At 68.7% G+C, this 19025-nt stretch carries 20 protein-coding genes and 3 pseudogenes; 9 read left to right on the forward strand and 14 right to left on the reverse strand.

Features of this window, described 5'->3' with window-relative positions; translation table 11 throughout:
* Positions 1-46 precede the first annotated feature (46 nt).
* The gene (locus ACIQU6_RS20355; RefSeq protein ID WP_403483040.1) at positions 47-958 is read right to left on the reverse strand and encodes an SGNH/GDSL hydrolase family protein; all 912 of its coding nucleotides are present in this window, start codon (positions 956-958) and stop codon (positions 47-49) included.
* A 186-nt stretch (positions 959-1144) separates the two neighbouring features.
* Entirely contained in the window at positions 1145-2116 is a 972-nt protein-coding gene (locus ACIQU6_RS20360; RefSeq protein ID WP_403483041.1) for an SDR family NAD(P)-dependent oxidoreductase, read from the reverse strand.
* Positions 2117-2181: 65 nt separating this feature from the next.
* Here ACIQU6_RS20360 and ACIQU6_RS20365 point away from each other — a divergent pair, with 65 nt between their 5' ends.
* The gene (locus tag ACIQU6_RS20365) at positions 2182-2754 is read left to right on the forward strand and encodes a TetR/AcrR family transcriptional regulator (RefSeq protein WP_403483042.1); all 573 of its coding nucleotides are present in this window, start codon (positions 2182-2184) and stop codon (positions 2752-2754) included.
* A 238-nt stretch (positions 2755-2992) separates the two neighbouring features.
* Here the strand turns inward: ACIQU6_RS20365 and ACIQU6_RS20370 are convergent, their stop codons facing one another.
* Both ACIQU6_RS20370 and ACIQU6_RS20375 read right to left on the reverse strand, forming a co-directional pair.
* A complete protein-coding gene (locus ACIQU6_RS20370; protein WP_403483043.1) occupies positions 2993-3400 on the reverse strand; it encodes a nuclear transport factor 2 family protein in 408 nt (135 codons plus the stop codon).
* 290 nt (positions 3401-3690) lie between these two features.
* Positions 3691-4365, reverse strand: coding sequence for a TetR/AcrR family transcriptional regulator (locus ACIQU6_RS20375; protein ID WP_403483044.1), 675 nt, complete (start codon positions 4363-4365; stop codon positions 3691-3693).
* 97 nt (positions 4366-4462) lie between these two features.
* On the opposite strand from ACIQU6_RS20375, the gene ACIQU6_RS20380 reads away from it, so the two are divergent.
* Complete coding sequence (locus tag ACIQU6_RS20380) at positions 4463-5392, forward strand: zinc-binding dehydrogenase (RefSeq protein WP_403483045.1); 930 nt, start codon at positions 4463-4465, stop codon at positions 5390-5392.
* Between the two features lie 301 nt (positions 5393-5693).
* Here the strand turns inward: ACIQU6_RS20380 and ACIQU6_RS20385 are convergent, their stop codons facing one another.
* The 5 genes from ACIQU6_RS20385 to ACIQU6_RS20405 form a co-directional block, all read right to left on the reverse strand.
* Positions 5694-6314, reverse strand: a complete 621-nt coding sequence (locus tag ACIQU6_RS20385) for an MBL fold metallo-hydrolase (RefSeq protein ID WP_403483046.1) — start codon at positions 6312-6314, stop codon at positions 5694-5696.
* Between the two features lie 279 nt (positions 6315-6593).
* Complete coding sequence (locus tag ACIQU6_RS20390) at positions 6594-6902, reverse strand: transposase (RefSeq protein ID WP_403483062.1); 309 nt, start codon at positions 6900-6902, stop codon at positions 6594-6596.
* A complete protein-coding gene (locus tag ACIQU6_RS20395) occupies positions 6899-7066 on the reverse strand; it encodes a hypothetical protein (RefSeq protein ID WP_403483047.1) in 168 nt (55 codons plus the stop codon). Before ACIQU6_RS20395 ends, ACIQU6_RS20390 begins: the two co-directional genes overlap by 4 nt.
* Positions 7067-7791: 725 nt before the next feature.
* Complete coding sequence (locus tag ACIQU6_RS20400; protein ID WP_403483048.1) at positions 7792-8391, reverse strand: hypothetical protein; 600 nt, start codon at positions 8389-8391, stop codon at positions 7792-7794.
* Positions 8392-8906: 515 nt separating this feature from the next.
* On the reverse strand, positions 8907-9752 hold the full coding sequence (locus tag ACIQU6_RS20405; RefSeq protein WP_403483049.1) for an SDR family oxidoreductase: 846 nt from the start codon (positions 9750-9752) through the stop codon (positions 8907-8909).
* 128 nt (positions 9753-9880) lie between these two features.
* Here ACIQU6_RS20405 and ACIQU6_RS20410 point away from each other — a divergent pair, with 128 nt between their 5' ends.
* Positions 9881-10456 (forward strand): TetR/AcrR family transcriptional regulator, encoded by a 576-nt coding sequence (locus ACIQU6_RS20410; protein ID WP_403483050.1) that lies wholly within the window; start codon positions 9881-9883, stop codon positions 10454-10456.
* 170 nt (positions 10457-10626) lie between these two features.
* Here the strand turns inward: ACIQU6_RS20410 and ACIQU6_RS20415 are convergent, their stop codons facing one another.
* Complete coding sequence (locus tag ACIQU6_RS20415) at positions 10627-11532, reverse strand: LysR family transcriptional regulator (protein WP_403483051.1); 906 nt, start codon at positions 11530-11532, stop codon at positions 10627-10629.
* Between the two features lie 127 nt (positions 11533-11659).
* Between ACIQU6_RS20415 and ACIQU6_RS20420 the strand changes: the two genes are divergently transcribed.
* The 3 genes from ACIQU6_RS20420 (at position 11660) to ACIQU6_RS20430 (ending at position 13665) form a co-directional block, all read left to right on the forward strand.
* Entirely contained in the window at positions 11660-12154 is a 495-nt protein-coding gene (locus ACIQU6_RS20420) for a VOC family protein (RefSeq protein ID WP_403483052.1), read from the forward strand.
* Positions 12151-13191, forward strand: a complete 1041-nt coding sequence (locus ACIQU6_RS20425) for a YncE family protein (RefSeq protein WP_403483053.1) — start codon at positions 12151-12153, stop codon at positions 13189-13191. The genes ACIQU6_RS20420 and ACIQU6_RS20425 overlap by 4 nt, the downstream gene beginning before the upstream one ends.
* Positions 13192-13254: 63 nt before the next feature.
* The gene (locus ACIQU6_RS20430) at positions 13255-13665 is read left to right on the forward strand and encodes a putative quinol monooxygenase (RefSeq protein WP_403483054.1); all 411 of its coding nucleotides are present in this window, start codon (positions 13255-13257) and stop codon (positions 13663-13665) included.
* A gap of 114 nt (positions 13666-13779) precedes the next feature.
* Here the strand turns inward: ACIQU6_RS20430 and ACIQU6_RS20435 are convergent, their stop codons facing one another.
* Both ACIQU6_RS20435 and cutA read right to left on the reverse strand, forming a co-directional pair.
* The gene (locus ACIQU6_RS20435) at positions 13780-14175 is read right to left on the reverse strand and encodes a DUF3592 domain-containing protein (protein ID WP_403483055.1); all 396 of its coding nucleotides are present in this window, start codon (positions 14173-14175) and stop codon (positions 13780-13782) included.
* Between the two features lie 451 nt (positions 14176-14626).
* Positions 14627-14752 (reverse strand): annotated as a pseudogene (cutA, locus tag ACIQU6_RS20440) (divalent cation tolerance protein CutA); the annotation flags it as partial.
* 1 nt (position 14753) lies between these two features.
* On the opposite strand from cutA, the pseudogene ACIQU6_RS20445 reads away from it, so the two are divergent.
* Positions 14754-14982 (forward strand): annotated as a pseudogene (locus ACIQU6_RS20445) (transposase); the annotation flags it as partial.
* 12 nt (positions 14983-14994) lie between these two features.
* Here ACIQU6_RS20445 and ACIQU6_RS20450 read toward each other — a convergent pair.
* A complete protein-coding gene (locus tag ACIQU6_RS20450) occupies positions 14995-15912 on the reverse strand; it encodes a LysR family transcriptional regulator (RefSeq protein WP_403483056.1) in 918 nt (305 codons plus the stop codon).
* A 144-nt stretch (positions 15913-16056) separates the two neighbouring features.
* Here ACIQU6_RS20450 and ACIQU6_RS20455 point away from each other — a divergent pair, with 144 nt between their 5' ends.
* Complete coding sequence (locus ACIQU6_RS20455; RefSeq protein ID WP_403483057.1) at positions 16057-16854, forward strand: SDR family oxidoreductase; 798 nt, start codon at positions 16057-16059, stop codon at positions 16852-16854.
* Positions 16855-17031: 177 nt separating this feature from the next.
* Positions 17032-17637, forward strand: a pseudogene (locus tag ACIQU6_RS20460) (exo-beta-N-acetylmuramidase NamZ domain-containing protein); the annotation flags it as partial.
* A 605-nt stretch (positions 17638-18242) separates the two neighbouring features.
* Here the strand turns inward: ACIQU6_RS20460 and ACIQU6_RS20465 are convergent.
* Positions 18243-18893 (reverse strand): LysE family translocator, encoded by a 651-nt coding sequence (locus ACIQU6_RS20465; protein WP_403483058.1) that lies wholly within the window; start codon positions 18891-18893, stop codon positions 18243-18245.
* Positions 18894-19025: the final 132 nt, after the last annotated feature.

The following is a 19025-nucleotide window of genomic DNA, read 5'->3' on the forward strand; positions in this document are numbered from 1 at the left end:
GAGGAGTGGGGGAGGGGCGGAGGGGCCAGACGCTGCTCGACCCGGCTCAGCGGCAGCCGAGCTTGCCGTACCGCGCATCGCCGGTCCACGAGCCGTTCGCCCACTTCTCCGGGGCGGCCGGCGCGAAGTCGTAGACCTTGCCGAGCTGATCCGTGAACCACTTGGCGAACGCGGCCGAACCCTGCTGACACGAGTGGATACCGTCGGACGCCCGCTGGGCCTTCCCGCCCTTGGCATCGGTACCCCACAGCGCGGAGGCGTCCAGGAACCGGACCTTGCCGCCGCTGCGGTCGGCGACCTCCTTGGCCGCCTTCGGCGCGCTGGCGATCGCACCCTCGAACTTCTTGTAGAAGTCGTCGATCCTGAACGGCGGGGCCGAGACGAGTACCAACTCGGCACCCGCCTGCTCTGCGGTCTTCGCCAGCTTCTCGTACGAGGCCCGCTGCTGGTCCTGCGTGCCCCAGTCGTAGGTGGTGATCTGGTAAGCGATCACATCCGGATGGAACTCCCCGACGTTCTTCGCCACGTCCTTCCAGGTGTCCGCCGCGATCGGCGCGGCCATCTTGTCGCCCTCGACGACCGTGCCGCCTCCGTCGGATGCCGCGTTCTTGAACGCCACACCGCTCGCCTTCAGCGCGGCCTCCAACGGCGGCGCCTCGGCACCGGCGATGGAGTCCCCCATCCACAGCACCTTCTTGTTCTTCTGCACCGCCTCGGTGGCATCCGCCTTCCCGGCACCGTCCCCACCGCTGGGCTTCCCACAGGCGGTCAGCACGACGCCAGTCACAGCCGTGACGGCGACGAGGGCGGCAAGGACGCTCCGCCGCCGACCGGGACGCCGACTGCGGCTGGCGCTCGGACTGTGACCGTGACTGCGACTGCGCGGGGACTGGCGGGCGTGGTGGTCGTCGTTGGCGTGATCGTTCCGTCGCGGGGTGAAGCCGTTGTCGTTGTTCATGCGCCCAGACAAACAGCGCCCCAGGCCGCCAAGCCCGGCGGTCACCTTCCGGTCACACAACGGGAAAGGGGCAGTCATACGGCGAGGGCGCCGCCTCACGTCCGGCCGCCACTCTCGCGGAATCCGGGGCGGCCGGCTCGTCACTGCCGGGAAAGACCGGACGCGGGGTGTCGTGGCGTCGAGAGGTCAGGCGCGGAGCAGGTCGGTCGAGACCGCCCAGAGTCGCTCGGCGGCACCGGGATCGAGCGCCCATTCCTTGACACCGTGCGGGTGTTGCGCGAGGTCGGCGTCGTTCGGCACGGTGTAGGCCTCCTGCGAGTCATCGAGGTAGTGGCCGCCGGAGTGGGCGAACTGGGGGGCGACGGCCGCGACCATGGTGGTGGCGGCTCCCTGCTGGACCGTTTTGTACGTGAAGACTCCGGCGGCCTCGGCTGCGTCGAGTGAACTCTTCTGCTGCGCGGTGAAGTTCCGCTGCAGCCCCGTCGCGACGCCGCCGGGGTTCACCGCATTGGCGACGATGCCGTCGGACGCCCACAGACGGGTCGCCTCGACGGCGAACAGGGAGTTCGCCGTCTTCGACTGGGCGTAGGCGATCTGTGGGTCGTAGCCGCGCCGTTCGAAGTGGAGGTCGTCGAAGTCGATGCCGGAACGCATGTGCGCCGTCGAACTGACGGAGACGATCCGTGCTCCGTCTCGTTCTGACGCTCCGTGGGCCAGGGCGTCGTGCAGGCCGACGGCGAGTGCGAGGTGGCCCAGATGGTTCGTCGCGAACTGCAACTCCCAGCCCTCGCGGGTCCGTTCGAGGCCGCCGGTGACCACGCCCGCGTTGTTGACCAACAGGTGGAGCGGGCCGCTCCACGCGTCGACGAACGACGTGACGGTGGCCCTGTCAGCGAGGTCCAGCCGGACGACTCGGGGGCGGATCCCTCCGGTCGAGCTCTCGATCGTTCCGGCGACGGCGTCCCCCGCAGCCGTGTTCCGCACGGCGAGCGTCACCTGCGCCCCAGCCGCGGTCAACGCGCGAGCCGTCTCGACCCCGATTCCGGAGGAAGCTCCCGTCACGATCGCGCGGATGCCGGTGAGGTCGACGGTCCGCACCACCTCGTCCGCCGTGCTGGAAGCGGTGAAGGACGTGGAGAGAGTTTCGCGAGCCGTCATGACAGCGAGGCTATACACACTAGACTGAACTTGTATAGTTGGTTTCTCGCTCCTATGCTCGCCCCATGAGCAGCCCCGAGGCCCACCCCCTGCCGTCGCCGACCACCGATACAGACCGTCGGACCACGGTTCTGGACTCCGCTCTGGCCACGTTCGCGCGATTCGGCTACCGGAAGACCTCGATGGAGGAAGTGGCGCGGGCGGCCCGCATCTCCCGCCCCGGGCTCTACTTCCTCTTCTCCTCGAAGGAGGCTCTGTTCCGCGCCGCGGTCACCCAGACCTTGGAACGCGACATCGCAGCGGTCGAACACGTCCTGGACGATGTCGACCGCCCTCTTCCGGAGCGCCTGGCCGAAGCCTTCGACCGATGGGCGGGCCGCTATGTAGGCCCGCTGGCGCGCGAGGCCGCCGTGGTCATCGAGGACAATCCCGACCTCCTCGGGGAGATCGCAGAGACCACTCGGCGACGTTTCGAGGAACTGATCACGGACGCGATCGCCGTCGAGTCAGGGCAAGAGGCGGCCACCCCCGTCGCACAGACGATGATCAGCGCATCGATCGGCCTCAAGTACCAGGCCGCATCGCGGGAGTTCTACCTCGAACGCCTGAAGGTCGCCATCGAACTCCTGGTGCCCTGAAGACACGGCGCGAATCCGCACGGGAATCCGGCCGCCCCGGGGTCCGTGGTCTCGAATGGGCACAGGGGCCGCCACCCGCGCCACAGTGACGGTCCCGGGCGCCGCGTATGCCGGTAACCGGCCAGCCCTGGCGCAGAATTCGCCCCCTGGGCCAGGCGGCAGCAAGGTGCCGCGCAGCGCGTCCCCCTACCATCACGGCCCGGTGAGACCGTGTCGCCACACGTCATTGCGGACGTCCTCAGCTCATCAGCTCAGGCGCGAAGTAGTCACGCAGTCGAGCGATCTTCTCGTCGCGGAGGCGAAAGATCTGTACCAGCGAGACAGTTGCGTCGGTTCCATCCCCGTCGAAGACCGTGTCGATCTCGGCGATGAACACATCGGGATCGGAGGTGGTGTGCAGCACGTGTCCCGACTTCTCAAGGTTCGGAGAGCGATCGCCCTCCACCTGTTGCTCGTAGTACGCCGCCATCACGCTACGGATCTCCTCGCGCCCCACCATCCTCCTGGGGAACGCAGCGCCGACAGGCATGAGCGGTGCCTCGAAGAGAGCGTCCTCGGTGAAGTTCTCGGCAAGGGCATCGGCATTCCGGGTCAGGGCACCGGCGTATACGTAGCTCTCGAAGATCTCCTGCGGCGTTCGGGACACGGCGGCCTCTCTCGACTCGGATGCGGGAGGGCCACTTCATCACAGCGAGACTTCTGGAAAGGCGCTTTCCGGAAACGATCACGTTCCGCTGGTTCGGCTGACCTTCCCTTTCCGACTCCACGTCGCGTGGCCAAGTTCCAACTGACGTGTCACGGCTCACGGTCAGCCGGTCCTCATTACATGACGCGGCCACGGACCGAGGGCTGGTGACGGGCTGTCTCGCCGTACGACGGTTGCCGCGGCAGGCAGACGCGGGAGGGGGTGCGGCGCCCGTTGCCAGGAAGCCTGGGTCAGGAATGGTGTGACTGGGGTTTCGTGGCGGTCGAGAGGGTGAGGCTCTCTGGGAGGGCTGAGCAGGTCGCGCGCAGGTGGGTGGCCAGAGTGCTGCGGGTGGCGGTTTCCGGTAGGGCCGTCCAACTGTCCAGTGCGCAGTGGAAGGAGGCGACGAGCATGTCGATGGCCAGACGTGGGCGCGGGTCCTGCGCGGTGACGAGGCCGAGCCGTCGGTGGAGGACGTCGAGTGCGGTGCGGGTGGTGTCGCGACAGAAGCGCAGGCCGTGCGCTTCCATGGACGGAGTCTGCTCGGCCAACTGACGGTTGAGCAGAACGCGTTGGGGCCACTGGTCGGCGGGCATGCGGTCCAGTGCGTTGAGCAGGGCCTCTTGCAGCAGGTCCAGGAGCGGGCCGCCGTCGGGCTCGCGGGTTTCCAAGTCGTCCAGGAAGGCCCGCCACAGGTCGTGCAGCGGTGTCATGGCGACGTCTTCCTTGCTGCTGAAGTGCCGGAAGAAGGTGCGCTTGGAGGTGTCCACCGCATCGCAGAGTTCGTCGAGGGTCACGCCCTGGAAGCCTCGCTCGGTGAACAGTTCCAGGGCGGTGTCGACCAGGGTTTCGCGCGTGCGCTGCTTCTTGCGTTCACGCAGCGGCAGTCGGCCTGCGGGTTCGGGTGACGGACGCGGATTCCCCATGAAGGGAAGCGTACCCGAGAGGTGAATGCCACTTGCAGGCATGTGCCACTCAGTGGCATAACTGTGCTTCCTGTCGTCTCGCGAGAGGTGCACCGCCATGCGTGCTCTGGTTGTCGACCGTTTTGCCCCTGCCGGGCTTCGCCTCGGCGAGGTCGCCGATCCCGATCCCGCCCCGCATCAAGCCCTGGTGCGGGTCGAGGCGACCTCCCTCAACTACGGCGAGGTGCGGATCGGCCTCCAGGAAGCCGCTGACGGCACGGTCCTGGGGTGGGACGCGGCCGGAGTAGTCGAACGCGCGGCAGCCGACGGTTCCGGTCCGGCTGCCGGTACCCGCGTGGTGACCATGGGTCCGACCGGCGGATGGGCCGAACTCCGAGCCGTGGATACCGACTTGATGGGGGTCGTGCCGACCGACGCTGACCTCGGAGCCGTCAGTACGATTCCCATCGCCGGCACCACCGCACTGCGTGCCCTGCACCGCCTCGGCCCCATCCTGGGCAGGCGCGTCCTGATCACCGGCGCCACCGGCGGCACGGGTCGCTACGCGGTGCAACTCGCCCGCCGCGGCGGGGCCCACGTGACGGCCTCCACCGGGAACCCGCAACGGCACGGCGACAGCCTGCGCGCGCTGGGCGCCCACGACATCGTGGCCGAACCGCTCGATGTCACGGAACCTGTGGATGGGGTGGTGGATCTCGTGGGAGGACGGCAACTCGTCGACGCCTACGGCAGGTTGGCCGAAGGCGGCTCACTGGTCGCGGTCGGGCACTCCGCCCACGAAGACGAAACCTTCCCCTACGGCGCCCTCTACGGCGACCAAGGACGGCACGACCGATCCCTGACCACGTTCTTCCTGCTCGCCTGCACCGGACTCGCCCGCGACCTGACGTGGCTCGCCCACCAGGTCGCCACCAGCGAACTCACCCCGCACATCTCCTGGCGCGGCACCTGGGATGAGGCCGCTGACGCCATCGACGCCCTGCTCGGCCGCCGACTCCACGGCAAGGCTGTCCTGGACATCACCTGACACCCAACACCTCATGAGCTTCCGGGCAGCAGGCACCGCGTTCCACACGCGTGCCAGCTGTGACAGCTCTTGCACGACGAGACGGTCCGACACCAGCCTTCGGTCCGCGGCCGCGCTACGCGGCCGCGGACCGGCTGGCCGTGAGCGTTGCCGCAGATCGAGCCGGAGACCGTTGACTCTTCCGCGACGCCACCACAAGGCGCAATACAGTCAGGTCACCCTGACGACACCGTGCCTACAAGTTCCGTAACCAGTCAAGGCACCCTTCGCGCCACGAGCCGCACACGCGCGCAGTCGACGGTCACACCTCGACCTTCTCGCCGGGCAAGAGACGCCGGATATCGGTACCGGCCCTGTCAGCCTCCATGGACAGGACACTGTCGAGGACCTTCTGCCCCCACTCGTTGATGAGCCCATCGTGAATGGCATAGGCGCGCAGTGGTGCGATACGGCGCAGGTAGTCGATCATGTCCGGCGTCGTCAGCCATGGGGCTTGACCAGGCAGCAAGAGCGTCGGTGCGTCGACCACCGTCAGTGCGTCACCTGGGTGGAAGACCTCCGCGTCGATCAGGAATCCGACGTTGTCGACCGGAGGCGTATCCGGGTGACTGAAGTGGTGCTTCTCGCCCACCACCGACACCTCGAAGCCCGCGACCGTGAACTCGTCGCCGTCATGGACGACATGCACGCGCTCGCCAAGTCCCTCCAGATGACGGGCAACCCCCGCGCAGGTGTAGATGGCTGACTCGATGCCACGCAAGCGTTCCGGATCGAAGTGATCAAAGTGTTCATGAGTGATGAGGACAGCCTCCACGCCTGCGGTTGCGGCGAGTTCCGGTGTCATCACACCCGGGTCGATGACGATCGCGCGGTCGTTCTTCTCCACCCGCACGCAAGCGTGACCGTACTTGGTGATCTTCATGGGTCGCATTCTGCCAACGTCCCGGCGCGCCCACACCAACGTTCGCGACCGGCCTGCCACTTGCCGAAAACTGACAGCTGGGAAGAGCACAGCGTCCCTGATCGGCAGCGCACCCCGGATGCGGCGCGGACGACGGAGGCACGCGATGGGCTGTCGCTGAATCGAGTCGTTGATCAATGTCCGTTGTGCTGCATCGTCTGCTCGCGGAGGGCGTGAATGAGCGCGGTGACGTGGGGTCCCCGGCGCGCTCGGCGAAGCGGCGGAGGTATGCCTCGGTCTTCAGGCAGCCGAGCACCCAGGGTTCTGCTGCCAGATCGATGAGGCCAAACGCGTCGTGGTTGGCGAGTCGGGTGCCCCTGCGGCAAGCCGGATCGCGTCGAGCGCCGTGGTCCAGGAGCTGCGGCCAGTCTCCAGCGCGGCGACGATCGAGCGTGGCCAGCCTGGGATCATGTGGTGCTCGGCCTGGCCGCGGCCATAGGTGTGGCAGCAGGAGCGGGCTGGACAGGTCGCGGCGTCCGGCCGTAGCCGCGGTGCGGCATCGACCGCTGGAACCCAAGTTCGGCACGGACGGGGTGGTCCGTCGTTCAGCTTGAGGCCGGGCGGTCAGGTACGGAGTCCGCCCAGTCGGCGAGCAGTTGCTCGTACTCGGCCTGTTCCTCCGGGGACAGTGCCCGGCTGGCACGGGCGGCCATGAACGCGCGTATCCGCTCGTTGGCCTCGGAGGCGGCGTCTGGGACGGATTTGGGCGCCATGTCCAAGATGGTATAGCCATGTCGTTCTATGGCCATTGCCATACTTAGCTGACCTTTACGCGGCACAGCTCTGAGGCCCCTCGCGCACGCTCGATCAACGGGAGGCCGGCGACGTGGCGACGGCGTCCACGAGGTGGTCGTCGAGATCGGCAACCCGCTGTTCACGATGCCAGGGCCGCAGTCCGGCGCGAGCCTGTCGCAACCGCGTCGTACCGACTGACCCTGCCGGTGGCAGAAGCTGCTTTCGCCGTGTACGCGGCGCGGTGTATATCCCCGGACGACGACGTAGTCAGCTCGTTCAACATCGGTCGGGGAAGCCTTGGGACGGTCCCATAGCGGGCCGACCTGGAAGGTCCATCGAACGCATCCGTGTCCCGCGTACGGCCGGTGGTCATCCGCGCACGCGCCTTGATCACCTGGGTGGCGACGGGGCGTACCCGTCCCGCTGGCACCGCCGGTATCCGCGGCGTCGGCAGATCAAGTACACCGTTCCCGATGGTGAGGATCGGCGGGCCAACCGCCAACGCCGCGGTAGCGCGGGCGGCCGGCCCCTCGGCGTCGACCAACGATCTACAAGCCCGCGCCGTAGCCCCGCGCTTCGGCAGAAGAGCGTATGGCTTCCATGGCGCGGTGGCCTGTGCGGCTATTCGCCTGTGGCGTCGCTCGGGATCCGCACCCTGCGATGTCTGGCGGTCGGACCCCGAGCCGGGTGGTTTTGACGTGGATTAATGGACCATGTTCCACATCTGGTACCGGTTGGTGTGGTTGTAGCAGGTGGTCTTGGCGACCTGGGCGCCCTGGGGGTGGCCTTGATCCCACAGCAACTGATTCCGGTGTCCGTCCTGCCCGCGATCAAGGCAGAGCACCCTGTTGAGATTCCAGTCCGCCTGGTAGTTGGCGAACTGCCAACTGTTGCGAGGGTTGCCGGAGTTGTTACCGACCCAGGTCATGTTCCACTGGTCGTGGTAGTCGCTTGAGTTGCACCCGGCCGCGCGGGTTGCGTACCAGTCGCCGGTCTGGATGTCATGCGACCACTGGACTCGCAGGCAGTTGCCCTCTTTGCGGTGGACGATCTCCACCCGGTCGTAGTAGCCGCCGACGTTGCCGTCGTAGGACACGACGTTCCACCGCTGCCATGGATTACCGGGCTGGCACGGATTGGTGTAGACATCGCCGCCGTTGGAGTCCAGGCAGCGGCCGGTGGCGTAGTCCTGGAGCATCACGTTGTACTGGTAGGTGTTCGCTTGGGCGGTGCCCGTGGTTCCCGCCACTGCCGCGGCCGTCAGTGCGCCGGCCACCAGTGCCGATCTCACCTTTAGGTTCACCGAGAGTCCTCTCTCCCCGTGTCTCAGTGGTACGGGGAGAACCCTGGCAGGCAAGCGAACGGGCGGATAGGGCACGGGAGTTCAAGAAACGGTTCATTCCGCTCTTGGTGCCCGCGTGCTCAACCCGCCGGGAACTCCGGGTCTTGACCGCGTGCGGTGAAGCGCCGATGGAGGGCCTGTCCTGCCTCGTTCAGGGGTCCGTCGGAGTGTCTGGGATCGGTGTCGCGTGATCCGGCGAAGCTCGGGCGGCATCGGTATTGCGCTTATGCGGCTCGCTGGGTCGGGCGTGGAACTCCCCACCGTATGCAGGCGGGAGGGGGCTTGTTGGCCTGCTCGGCCTCCCGTTCCCGAAGACCGCTTCGTCGGCCTGCTGTTGCTCCTCTGTGCCCAGTGGCCCGCCGCGATCTCCCGCCTTACTGCCAACCACATCGCGGACGTGACCCTTTGCCCAGGCGGCCAGTCAGCTGGTGTAACCACCGTTGGCCCACGCTTCGCGTCCGATGCCATGGAGTCGGTCAGCGGAGCCAGGCGCGGGTGAGGGCCTGGACGGCGGAGCCATCGAGGTCGGCGATCGTGGTGCCGACGAACTCGCGGGCCCACTTTGAGGTCTGGACGCGGAAGGCCGGGTGGTCACCGGTCAGGGCCTCGATGATCGGGACGGCGGCCTGGGCGGGGGACTGGGCGTTGCCGAAGGATTCCCGGGTGCGGGCGATGTACGCCTTGAGGGCCGGGGCGTAAGGCCCGGCCTCGGCGAGCTGGGCGGGGATGTCGAGGCCGAGGTTGGCGACGAACTCACTTGCCACCGCGCCCGGTTCGACCACGGTGACATCGACGCCCACGGTGGCGGCGACGGGTGCCAGGGACTCCATGAAGCCCTCGACGGCGAACTTGGCCGCGCAGTACGCCTCGTTGAACGGCTGGCCGACCACGCCGCCGACACTGGTCACGGTGATCACCCGGCCCTGGGCGGCGCGCAGGTGGGGCAGGGCGGCGCGGGTGGTGGCCACCACGCCGAAGAAGTTGACCTCCATGGTGGTGCGGACGTCGTCGAGGGGCATCAGTTCGATGGTGCCGATCTGGGCCGCGCCGGCGTTGTTGACGAGTGCGTCGAGGCGGCCGTGCTCGGCGATCACCTCGTCCAGGCAGGCGGTGATGCTCTCGGGGTCGACCACGTCCAGGCGCTTGACGTGGATACGGTCGGCGACCCCGTTCTCGGCGGCGGCCTGGAGTAGGGCCTGGGCCTTGTCGGTGTCGCGCATGGTGGCGATGGTGGTCCAGCCGGCCTGGGCCGTGGCCAGGGCGGTGGCCAGGCCGATGCCGGAGGACGTGCCGGTGATCAGGACGGTTTTCTCGCTGGCCATGACGGTCTCCTTGTTCCTCGAACTTCGACTCAAGAGCTAACCGGGGGATTCCCCACTTAGTCGCCAACGTTAAACGGGGAACTCCCCGGTTGTCCAGATAGACTGGTCTCCCGACGAAGGGAACAGCCTTGACCAGTCAGCCGAGCCCGCTGCGGGCCGATGCCCGGCGCAACCGGGAGCGCATCCTCGAAGCGGCCGTGCGGGCCTTCTCCGAGGAGGGTGCGGACGTTCCGATTGACACGATCGCCAGAGCCGCGGGCGTCGGCTCGGCCACGCTCTACCGTCACTTCCCCACGCGCGAGGCGCTGGTCGAGGCGGCCTACCGCAATGAACTGGCCCGCGTCTGCGACGGCGCCGCACAACTGCTGGCCGACTTCCCTCCGGACCGGGCGTTGCGTCTGTGGATGGACAAGTTCATCGACTACCTGGCCGCCAAGCAAGGCATGGCAGACGCCCTGCGAGCCGCGGTTGCCTCCGGCGCGGACCCCTTCGCCGAGTCTCTCGACAAACTCCGCACCGCGATCGACGCCCTCCTGCACGCCGGCGTCGAAGCCGGTGTCCTGCGCTCGGACGTCGACTCCCTCGACGTCGGCTTCAGCCTCGCCGGCGTCTCACTGATCACAAGCGCCCCCAACCAACGTGAACGAGCCGGCCGCCTCCTCGACCTGATCCTCGACGGGCTCCGTTACGGGACAGGCCAGTAGTCTTCAGCTGTACGGAAGAGCGCGGCATGGGGCCGCCAGCCGCCAGCCTGGACCGGGCATCGGCTCGTCTTGGCGCCAGACTCCGTGTCCGCACTCCTATCCGGCCCCGCACCCCACCATTCCGCGCACGCTCTTCAAGCCATCGGACGCGCCCAAGCTCCCGATCCGCCTCATCGGCCACGACCGGTGAGGTGTTCGGGATGGACGCGGGCGTGGTCCCGGGCCGTGGTGAGGAACGCGGCGATGAGGGGGTGCGGTGCGGGGCGGGAGAAGACCTCCAGGGTGCGGCGGTGGCGGGGGACGAGGTGGAGGACGGCGCCGGGGAAGTCGGGGGTGAGGATGTTGGCGGGGACGACGGCGACGCCCAGGCCGGCGGCGACGAGACGCGGGAGGGCCGCGGTCTGGGTGGAGCGGATGGCGGCACGGGGGGTGAACCCGGCCTCGGCACACAGGCGGCTGACGGTTGCCGACAGGCCGTGCGACGGTCCGTACAACACCCAGCGACGGTCGGCGAGTTGGGCGGCGCGGACGGTGCGGCGTCCGGTCAGCGGGTCGCCGGGCGGGGCGATCACCACGAACTCCTCGGCGCCCAGCGGGTGATGGGGACCGTCCCAGTCTGCCGGCAGCGGCCCGATCGCGACGTCGGCGATGGCGCCGGCGATGGACGCGGCGAACCCGTCGAGATCGCCGTACTCGTGCAGCACGACATCGACGTGCGGGTGACGGTCGTGCCAGGCGGCCAGGACGGAGGGGACCACGCCGAGCGCGACGGACAGGACCGTGGCCAGGTGCAGCTCCCCGTGGATCATGCCGGCGACGGCGCGCGCGGCTCCCGTAGCGCGCTCGGCCCCCGCGAGGGAGTGGCGGGCGCCGGGCAGGAAGGCACGGCCCGCGGGGGTGAGGTGGGCGCCGCGCGGGGTGCGCTCCAAGAGTGGGGTGCCCACGGTGCGCTCCAGAGCCTTGAGTTGCTGGGACAGGGTGGGCTGGCTGATACGCAGGTGGGCGGCGGCCTCGGTGATGGAACCGTGGTCGACGACGGCCAGGAAGTATTCGAGCTGCCGGAGGGTCGCGGACATAGCCCAAGACTAGACATAGCGCAAGACTATGGCTTTATTTGAAATTTCTTCTTTGCTCTATGTCTGGGGTGCTCCTAGCGTGGAGGGCGTCTCTGCACGAACGGGATGAGAAGGAACCCCGATCGCCATGAACACCACCCCCCGACTGCACCGCGGATTCGACCATTTCGCCCTCCGCGCCGCCGACTTCGAGGCTACCGTCCGCTTCTACCGCGAGGCCCTCGGCTTCACGGTCGCCTACGAATGGACCTCGCCGGGCGCCGTGCGCCGCTCCGCCTTCCTCGACGCCGGCAACGGAAGCTACCTGGAGCTGTTCGACGCCACCACCGCCGTCCCCGGCGGCCCGGCCCACCCCGACCACGCCGCCCCCGCCCCCAGCGACGAGGCGCGCGCCGCCCACAACGCGCTGCTGCACATCGCACTGCGCACCGACGACGTGGACGCCGCATACGCCCACGCCCTCGCGCACGGCGCCCGCGCACTGCAGGCCCCCGCCGACCTGACCCAGACCGGCCAGAACGGACACCCGGACGGCACCATCCGCATAGCGTTCGTCTACGGACTGGACGGCGAGGTCATCGAGTTCATCCGCCGCGCCGACTTCCCAGGCACCGCCCGGTGAGCGCCGCCGCACCCCGACGTCCGGTACTGGCGGTGGTCACCTCCACCGGCCAGGCACTGCGGTTCTTCGACGGCCTCACCTACGAGCCGCTCGGCGACCTGCCCGTGATCGCGCAGCCGCACGAGATCGCCGCCGACCCGGACCAGGGCCTGCTGTACGTCTCACACACCTACCGCTCCGGCGTCTACACCGCGCCCGGCGCCAAGGCCCACGAGATCTCCGTCATCGACCCCTACCGCCGCGAACTGCTCGACGTCATCCCCCTCGACCCCGAACACGCTCCGCACGGCCTCGCCCTCGACACCTCCCACGGCCTCCTCTACGCCACCGTGGAGGCGGGCGAGAACGGCGGCGGGGCGGTCCTCGCGATCGACACCGCCACCCGCAAGATCACCGCGCGCGTCCCGGTCGGTGCGTCCGGCCCGCACTGGCTCGCCGTCACCCCGGACGGAACCAAGGCGTACACCGCCAACAAGGAAGCCCCGTTCGTATCCGTCCTGGACCTGGAACGCGGCACGCTCACCGGGCGCATCCCCATGCCGCACGGTACCGAGGAGATCGCCCTCGCCCCCGACGGCAGGTGGCTCTACGCCACCGCCGCAATGATCAACTACGCCGGCGGGGACGCCGATCAGCCGCCGGCCGCGCTGAAGGTCATCGACACCGAACGCGACCAGGTGACCGCCACGCTCCCGCTCCCGCACCCCCCGTCCGCCGTCCACGTCACCCGCGACGGCCAGGTCCTGACCGGCCTCGTCCGCTTCAGCGCACCAGGCACCCCCGCCGACGGCCAACTCGCCGTCCACCGCCCCGAAGGCACCCCCGGCACACTGGCACCCCACGTCACCACCGACGTCGGCAAGGTGCCCCTGACCATCCGCAGCACCCCCGACGGCGAACGGGCCTTCGTCGCCAACCTCCGCTCCGGCACCCTGCACGTCATCGACCTACGGACCGGAACCCCGCTGCACGTCCTCGACATCGACCCCGGCGACACCGCCCAACTACAAGGCGCCCACGGCATCGCCTACCTCTGACCCAACCCCGAACACCCGTAGCGCAACCGGCAAGACCGATCCCCACACCCCAAGGAACACCGCGTGATCCTCATCGCCGTCAAGTACCGCATACGCCCCGAGCACAGCGCCAACTGGCTCACCCGCGTCGACGACTTCACCAAGGCCACCCGTGCCGAGCAAGGCAACGTCTTCTTCGAGTGGTCCCGCAGCGCCGACGACCCCCACGGGTTCGTCCTCCTGGAGGCGTTCGCCGGCCCCGACGCGTACTTGGGTCTGCACGGCGGCCGGCCGCGCCGAGGGGGACGAGGTCATCTGCCCGTCCCGCCAGCGCCGGCTGTCGTAGCGCAGGCCCAGGCCGTCCCGCAGCACTGCCAGGACCCCGTCGGCCGTGGTGGGGAAACCGTTGGCCGTGTCCGGCGAATCGTGAGACGGAGGACCCCTGAATGGCGCGTTGACCGAACTTCCCCACGGCCTGTCCGGTGGGTCGCATGAGCGTCGGCGCTGGTGCCTCGTTCCGCTCGGCGCGGGGCGGGGTGGTCTTTCGGACCTCGCATGGGCGGGGCTGGAGCCGCACCTTCCGAAGACTGTGGGACGGGGCAGCCGCAGTCAGCTCTTCAGGGCGAGCAGTACGGCGCCGCCGGCGAAGGCCACCGCGCTCAGCAGCAGGTACACCACCGGCGCCACCGTGTCCTTCCGCCTGAGCACCCGTGCGGTCTGGGGTTTCCCGTCCTCGTACACCACCTGAACCTCCAGCCCCCTCGCCAAGTTCATCCCGGTCCCGCGCATCTGGCGCTCGAACTCCACGCGGTGTCCCTGCTGGTCGACAAAGGCGATGATCGGCACCCAGAAGTCGTCGTCCCGCGTGTGGTCGACCACGACACCCCGAGTGCGAATACCGGTGCGCTTCAGCCGCCGCACCACGGCCGCCTCCCGCACCGCGAAGCCGAGCAGCAGCAGGGCAACCCCGCCGCACCCCGCCGCACCCAACGAACTGCTCAGCATCGGCTGTCCTTTCCGCTTCGTCCGGCGCTCCGAGTCCTCGCACACGGGGGACGCGGCACTCGCGAGGCCGGTTGCGGAACCGGACGCCCGCCTCCCGAAGTGCCGGACTTTTCCGTGTACGGACAGTTGGGGCGGCCCGAACTCGCCGCCACAGCCGGCACCGCGGTCAAACGCCTTGGGGAGGTCCGGATGGCGGGGTTGTCGTCCTCGGTGACCTCGCCGCGGCTCCGCTGTGCGGAGGCGACGTCGACCAAGGCGTCTACGGGTCACGCCAGTTCGCTGCTGCGACACAGACCAAACCCAACACGAGGGGCAAGGAGCGTGCCGCGAAGATCGCTGAGTGGCTCCCTGACGGCGAGAGAACTCGCGCTTCACCTACGACAGTTCGCAGCCTGAGCCGAGCCCGGCATGGGACAGATGAGGAGGCTCAGGACACTGCTGCGGTCGTTCGTCAGCCCTTGGCCGTCTCCTCAACGACCCACGACACATACGCCTCCGACCCGCCGGTGACGGGCGACGTGATCCACTCGGGAACGTCGTGCGAGTGCTTCTCGGACCCCCGCGCCTCCAGCTCCGGGCGACTACCGTCGCGCCGCCTCGCCAACGATGGGCCCGAGCTGCTGGAACTGATAGGCAGCGTCCTGGCGTTGGCCGAAGCCAGCCCGGTGACCTGGGCCGTCGACCTGAACGCCGGAGGAGCAGCGCTACTGATCGCTTTGCCGGCGGCACATGGTCAACGGCTGCTCTACATCCCGGGCCCGCACCGTTCACCACGCCTCTCGCGGGTGTCGAGGCGATGCCAAGACCGTCGTGGAACCGCTACACCGAACGATGGGACGTGACCCCTTCGAGAGCTGCCGCGACATGGCTCCGGAGCCACTGTGACGGGTAGTCACCGTCCATGCGTGTGTGCCACCGTTGGTCGACCGGCAGGCTGGGCAGCGCGAGCGGCAGCTCATGCCACCGCACCGGGACATGGCGCTCGATGAGATGCCGTGCGAGGACGTGGGGGACCACGACGATGATCTCGTCCTCCAAGGCGAGCAGGGACGACACCGCGTAGGTCGGCAAGTAGGCGACGACTCGACGCGAGCGTCCGATCCGCTCCAGCGCGGTGTCGAGCAGGCTCACGGGCTGCCCCTGGGATGACACGTGCGGGTAGTGACACAACTGGTCGACCGTGAGTCGGCCGGCTCGCCCGAGCTTCGACCGCGAGGACACCACGGCGACGAACCGGTCCACATAGAGCCGTCGCACGCGCACATCGGAAACGGGCGTGCGCGCCAGTCCGATATCGAGATCGATCGAGCCGTTGCGCAGAGCCTCCGGATGATCGGAGTCGTCGGTGAGGAACCGGAGCGTCACATCCGGCGCCTCACCAGCGATCCGGCTGATCAGCCGCGGGGCCAGCACAGGAGACAGGCCGTCGTTGAGACGCACGGCGAAGGACCGCCGCCAGTTCTGTGGCTCATCGTCGGTCCTGTCGGTGAACAGTCCTGCCGCGGCTTCGAGCAGTTCCCTGACCCGACCGGCGCTCCGGAGTGCGAACGGCGTCGGTACGAGTCCCCTGCCCGCCCGCACCAGGAGCGGATCGCCCAGGGCCCGCCGTAGACGCCCCAGCGCACGGCTGGTCGCCGGCACCGACAGATGTAGGCGCTGTGCCGCCGCGGACACGCTGCCGGTGTCCATGAGCGCGTCGAAGACGCGCAGCAGATTGAGATCCAGTTCTTCGGCCACCGTGCTCGGCTCCTGTCGTTTTCATCTGGCGAGAACCATGCTTGCGATCTTTGCAGTAGACGTAAGGCCGGGTGCGAACTTAGCTGGTTACCAGGGCCCGACAACACCTCCGTGAGAGGGCAGACGGAAGACAGGAACACTGCGATGGATCTGAAGCTGAAAGACCGTTCGGCGGTCATCACCGGCGCGAGCAAGGGGATCGGCCTGGCGACAGCGCGCCTGCTCGCCGACGAGGGCGTACGAGTCCTCGGCGTGGCGCGGGTCCCCACCCCCGAGATGGCGGAGGTCGTGGACCTCACGGTCAGCGCGGACCTCACAACACCCGCCGGGGTGACCTCCCTCGCCTCCGCGGCCGAGTCCTGGGCCTCGGAGGGGCTCGACCTGCTCGTGAACAACGCCGGCGGCCTCGCGCCCGGAGACGGCGATCCGAGCCACCTCGGCGGATTCGCCACCATCGACGCCGCCGCCTGGATCCGTACCCTTGAGCTCAACCTGCTCAGCGCTGTCAGCGTCACCCGGTCCCTCGTGCCGTCCCTGCTGCGCCGCGGCGGAGTGGTCGTCAACGTCTCCTCGATCGGTGCCCGGATCGCCCACCCGCCGATCGACTACGGCGTCGCCAAGGCCGGGCTGACCAATCTCACCAAGGCGCTCTCCGAGGAGTACGCCTCACACGGGATGCGAGCGGTGACGGTCAGCCCCGGGCCGACGCGCACGAGGAACTGGACGGACGCGGACAGCCTCGCCGGCGCCCTTGCGCGGTCACGCGGGATCGGGCAGGACGAACTGCTCGCCGGTCTCCCGCAGGATGCGGGCATCAGCATCGGCCGGATCATCGAGCCGGAGGAAGTCGCGGCGACGATCGCGTTCCTCGCCTCTCCACGGGCGGGCGCCATCACCGGAAGCGACATCCTCGTCGACGGCGGGGTCATCAAGACGGTCTGATAGCCGGGATTCGCTGGCTTCGGACACCGACGGGAGCGAGGCCGGGTCGGGGGCTACGGCGGAGAAGCGCAAGCCGGCCCGGAGGTAGAAGGCGAGGCGCGCACGAGTTGCGGAAGCGGCAGCGGTAGCGTGCCCGCGGCGCCCATCGGGTCGACCACTGCTCACCGAGGTGTGCCGATGGCTGTGTCGAGACGTGTTCTGTCAGGGAGCCTGGCGGCGACTCAGGTGGCCTCGGCGGCGGTCGCCGCGAGCCCCGTCCGGGCCGTGCCGCGGCTGGGTGGGCGGCGGGTGCGCACCGGCTTCGACCACCTGGCCGCGGACGGCTACCGGCTGTTGGACGGCCAACGGGTCGGCGTCGTCACCAACTCCACCGGCGTCACCCACGACGTGCGACACATCGTGGACGTGATGCACGCCGACCCCCGGGTCCACCTCACTGCCGTGTTCGCCCCCGAGCACGGCTTCCGTGGTACCACGCAGGGTGGGGGCTTCAAGGGCCGTCACCACGACCCGGCCACCGGGCTGCCGATCTACGACATCTGCGACAAGCCCACCCGGGAACTCATCGGCATCTTCTCCGAATCGGGCGTGGAGACCGTCCTGTTCGACATCCAGGACGTCGGCGCCCGCTTCTACAGCTACATCTGGACGCTCTACGACTGCCTGGTCGCGGCCGCCTCGGCGGACTTGCGGGTCGTGGTGCTGGACCGCCCCAACCCGCTGACCGGCCGGAGGGCGACCGGCCCCGTCCAGGCCCGCCGCTACTCCTCATTGGCCGGCCGCGCCGGGCGGTCTCGCGCCGCTCCACGACGGCCGCTGCGAGGGCCGACCGCCCCCACGCCCCCGGCTGTACGCGAAAGAGGTGCGGCGCCTGCTCGCAGAGGAGCCCGCAGCCCGCACAACACCGCCAGGACCTGGACCGTATTCCGGCTGCGGACCGGTGCGTGGCCGGCACACCGGGCCGGTGACCGCTTCCTGACCCGCGAGGCGTTCAAGCGCGTCCACAGCGGGGTCTTCGACGGTGCCCGGTTCGAGGGCGCCCCAACGGCTGCGCGATGTTCTGGCGCTGCCCCCGTACGGAGGCCGGACTGACCGACCCCGCCCTGCCGATGGACATGAACTGTCGGCGTTGTTGCGGAAGTTCCCCACCGACCTCCTGCGCCCGACGGCTGGTGGGCTTCGCCAAGCAGCACCACCCGGCATGCTGGCCTGCTGGGAGGAGAGCTGGGACACCGACGCCTGCTCCCGCGCCCCGTTCAAGTGCGTCAACTCGCGCAGGCTTCACAAGAGTTCCCGAAGGCGTCCTACTGGCATGTCGCCTGACGACGGGTCAACCAGCCTGCGTGGTCGTCCTCAGCACTCAGTACTCAGCCGTCAGCCGTCAGCCGTCAGGGCAGGGCGACCGCTGCTTCCGTTCGTTCGGTGGCGATCTTGACTGCGAAGCCCGCGAGCGCGGTGCCCATCGCGTAGCTGTGCAGGCGCTGCCAGAGCGGGTGTCGGGCGAAGAACCCGGCGACGGAGCCGGCCGTCACGATGAAGAACGCGTTGCCTGCGACCCCCACCGCGATCTGGGTCAGCCCCAACAGCAGTCCCTGCAGGCCGACATGACCGCGTGACGGGTCGACGAACTGCGGCAGCAGCGAGATGTAGAGGACGGCCACTTTGGGATTGAGTACGCAGGTGAGGAAGCCCATCAGGAAGAGCTTGCGGGGCCCGTCCGGCGTCAACTCCTGGGTCGCGACAGAGGATCGACCGCCCGGCCGGATGGCCTTCCAGGCCAGCCAGAGCAGGTAGCCCGCGCCGGCGAGCTTGATCGCCAGGTAGATCTCCGGCACCAGCGCGAAGACGGTGGCGATACCGGCGGACACCGCGATGAGGTAGACCAGGAACCCGAGGAAGACCCCGGCCAGCGAGGTCAGCCCCGCCCGGCGGCCTTGGGCGATCGAGCGGGAGATCAGGTAGATCATGTTCGGCCCAGGTATCAGCACCATGCCGAGTTCCACCAACGCGATCCCCGCCATTGCTTCCAGCCCGATCACAGCACAACCTCCGTATGTACGTTCGCCTGCGCGCAACCTAGTGTGATGCGCCAGAAATCTTGAGGGTTAATTCTGCTCTGTTTTCTGGTCTGTGGTTCCGACCTTGGTGAGGTAGTCGGCGAGGGAGTTGAG

Origin of the sequence: Streptomyces sp. NPDC090442 (genome assembly GCF_044769405.1) — a bacterium.
Taxonomy (GTDB): domain Bacteria; phylum Actinomycetota; class Actinomycetes; order Streptomycetales; family Streptomycetaceae; genus Streptomyces.